This window comes from Holdemanella porci, from assembly GCF_019052655.1.
Lineage (GTDB): Bacteria > Bacillota_I > Bacilli_A > Erysipelotrichales > Erysipelotrichaceae > Holdemanella > Holdemanella hominis.
Genome location: NZ_JAHQVB010000108.1, coordinates 1 through 3370, shown reverse-complemented (window position 1 = coordinate 3370; position 3370 = coordinate 1). Strand labels below are relative to the sequence as shown.

The 3370-nt window shown below is 34.2% G+C and carries 3 protein-coding genes and 1 tRNA gene; 3 read left to right on the top strand and 1 reads right to left on the bottom strand.

Annotated features, from left to right (window positions below):
• Positions 1–123: 123 nt before the first annotated feature.
• Positions 124–948: a DegV family protein gene (locus KTQ83_RS11490; RefSeq protein ID WP_217256892.1), complete on the bottom strand. Its 825-nt coding sequence runs from the start codon at positions 946–948 to the stop codon at positions 124–126.
• Positions 949–1096: 148 nt separating this feature from the next.
• Here KTQ83_RS11490 and KTQ83_RS11485 point away from each other — a divergent pair.
• The 3 genes from KTQ83_RS11485 (at position 1097) to KTQ83_RS11475 (ending at position 3280) form a co-directional block, all read left to right on the top strand.
• A tRNA-Glu gene (locus KTQ83_RS11485) sits at positions 1097–1172 on the top strand.
• A 140-nt stretch (positions 1173–1312) separates the two neighbouring features.
• A complete protein-coding gene (locus KTQ83_RS11480) occupies positions 1313–2677 on the top strand; it encodes a sodium-dependent transporter (protein ID WP_186998901.1) in 1365 nt (454 codons plus the stop codon).
• Positions 2678–2743: 66 nt separating this feature from the next.
• Positions 2744–3280: an LOG family protein gene (locus tag KTQ83_RS11475; RefSeq protein WP_217256891.1), complete on the top strand. Its 537-nt coding sequence runs from the start codon at positions 2744–2746 to the stop codon at positions 3278–3280.
• Positions 3281–3370 lie beyond the last annotated feature (90 nt).

Sequence of the window (3370 nt, the reverse complement as noted above, 5' to 3'; positions counted from 1 at the left end):
ACCACCAAAACGAGAACCAATTCCAGCCGCCATAATAATTAATGTTGTTTTCATATTATCAAAAACTCTCCTTGTCAATCCGTATATCCATTATACTAAAATGCATACACCTTCACAAGTTAACTATAGTTTAGATACGAAACAAACACCAAATGCATTTGGTCCAATATGAACTCCAATTGTTGAACCAATACGAACACGATTCACATCTAAATCCAGTTTTGATTCTAATTTTTCAACATTCTCTAAACCATATGAATACAATGTATAAACTGGATACAATGTATCAACAATATCTGACTGCATCTTTTCACATACAACACTCGTTGCCTTATTTACACCACGTGTCTTACCGGCAACCACAACTTCTCCATGGTCTACACAAATAATTGGTTTAATACTTGCTAAAGTTCCAATAGCCGCTGCTGTCTTAGAAATTCTTCCACCCTTAGCCAAATATTCCAATGTATCTAAACCCGCATAAATATGCACATGCTCTTTTAGTTCTTCTAAGCCAGATACAATATTTTCAACACTTCTATTTTCATCAATCCAGTTTATCGCCACTTCACATAGTAAGCGAATTCCAGCAACCGCAGTTAATGTATCTACAATATAGATATTTTCATAATCCACCATGTCTTTTGCCAGACAAGCACTCTGATATGTTCCACTTAGCTTACTCGATAAAGATAAACAAATCAATGTCTCTTGTTTCTTCTTCACTTCTTCGAAGATATCTAAAAATTCTTGTGGTGATGGTTGTGATGTTTTAAAAAATTCTTTTGAATTCATCATCTTCTCATAAAACGTTTCCTTATCAATATCAACACCATCCAAATAATTCTTTCCTTCAATCTGAATTTGTAATGGCACAAAATATAAATTTTTATTTCTAATCTCTTCTTGCGTATAATCACTTGCTGAATCTACTAATAATCGAATCATATTTTTCTCCTTAGTTAACTTAATTAACTGTTCACATTATATACTATTAAAACAATCTGTCAAATTTTTTAAAAAAATACTTGCATTAATTAAAATCATGTAGTAATATAAGTGAGCACTTGTCAAGAAAGACGAGTCTCATATACATGGCGCGTTGGAGAAACGGTTAACTCACATGCCTTTCACGCATGCATTCACGGGTTCGAATCCCGTACGCGTCACCATTTTCAAACAAAGTCCGAAAGGACTTCTTTTTTTATTCAAAACACATTTTTCAGAAAACTTAACATTATTTTTTCACAAATTTGCGTAAACCCTTTCATAGATGATATAATCTAAATCATTGAGAAAGGGTGTTTATATTATGCACAATAAACGTAGTACATTTTCTGGCAAATTAGGATTTGTCTTGTCTGCCGCTGGAGCCAGTGTTGGCCTTGGTAACATTTGGCGGTTTCCTTATTTAGCCGCAAAATACGGAGGAGGAATCTTCCTACTTATTTACATTGTTCTGGCCTTAACTTTTGGTTATACAATGATCATAGCCGAAACGACATTAGGTAGAATGACAAAGAAAAGTCCAGTGGGAGCTTTTCATACTTTCGCAAAGACAAAGTTTGCATCATTTTCCGGATGGATCAATGCCATTATTCCCATCTTGATCGTACCCTATTATTCTGTAATCGGAGGTTGGGTCATCAAGTACTTATTCGAATATTTAAAAGGTGATGCAAAATTACTTGCCACAGATACATATTTTCCAAACTTCATTTCAAACGGAGTATCTACAGAAATATGTTTTATACTCTTTACTTTCTTTACACTCGCCATCATTTATGCAGGAGTTCAAAATGGAATTGAAAGAGTATCCAAATTTATGATGCCAGTTCTTGTCGTACTATCTGTAATCATTGCAGGATATTCAATCAGTCGACCCGGCGCTTTTGAAGGTGTTAAATATTTCTTAATTCCAAATTTTGATAATTTTTCATGGATGACCGTAGTAAGTGCTATGGGACAAATGTTCTATTCGTTATCCATTGCGATGGGTATTTTAATCACATTTGGTTCTTATATGAAAAAAGATGTTTCCATTGAAGGTTCAACAGAAAACGTAGAAATTTTCGATACAGCCATTGCGATTATGGCAGGATTGATGATTATTCCAGCTGTATTTTCTTTTTCAGGTGGAGATATGGAAACATTAAAAGCTGGACCATCCTTGATGTTCATCACAATCCCTAAAGTATTCGCAAGTATGGGACTAGGTACAGGTATCGGTATCATTTTCTTCTTGTTGGTGTTATTCGCAGCTATCACAAGCTCTATTGCGCTAACCGAAAGTGCTGTATCCACATTCCAAGATGAATTACATTGGTCTAGAAAAAAATCTACAATTATTTTAGGCATTATTATGATTGGGTTAGGAACACTATCATGTTTAGGTTATGGTCCATTGTCAAACGTAACAATCATCGGAATGCAATTTTTAGACTTCTTTGATTTCTTGACAAACTCAGTCATGATGCCAATCGCTGCCATTGCGATTTGTATCTTTGTTTCAAGAGTTGTTGGATTAGAAAAAGTCGAAGCAGAAATCACAAAAGATGGAAATTCATTCAAACGTAAGAAAATATTCAATTTCATGATTCAATACTTATGTCCAATTTTCGCATTCATTATTTTATTAAGTTCAATTGCGAACGCATTTGGATTTATTTCCATGTAAGCTTAGCTTGTGCTAAGCTTTTTTTTGTGTACAATTTTAATGTAAACTAATTGTAGGAGGTAGTTTATGAACATTACAGTATATTTAGGATCAGCCTATGGAAATGATCCAGACTTTAAAACAAAAATAATAGAATTAGGAATATGGATTGCCAAAAACAATCATACATTAGTGTTCGGTGGATCTAAAACCGGATTAATGGGAGAACTAGCCAATAGCACATTAAATGCGGGTGGCAAAGTAATTGGTGTAGAAGCACAAATGTTTGTGGATGAAGGTGTCCACATGGATAATCTTACCGAGCTGTACATTGAAAAAGATATTGCCGATCGAAGAACAAGAATGATTGAACTTGGTGATGCTTTCATTGCCTTTCCAGGCGCAACTGGAACATTAGAAGAAGTCAGTGAAATCTTATCAAAACTTTCACTGTACCAACTTGAATGCCCATGCATTTTCTATAATGTGAATGGATATTACGATCATTTAAAAGCATTCCTACAGCACATGATTGATTGTGAATTATCCACACCAAAGCAGCAACAAAACATCTATTTCTTAGATTCAATCGATGAAATCGCAAGCAAATTAAAGGACGAGTAAATTTTCTCGTCCTTCTTTATTATGATAATTGTTTTGGATATTTAAATTCTTGTAGGGTCGAACATAGTCCTTAAATTTTTATAGGGTCGT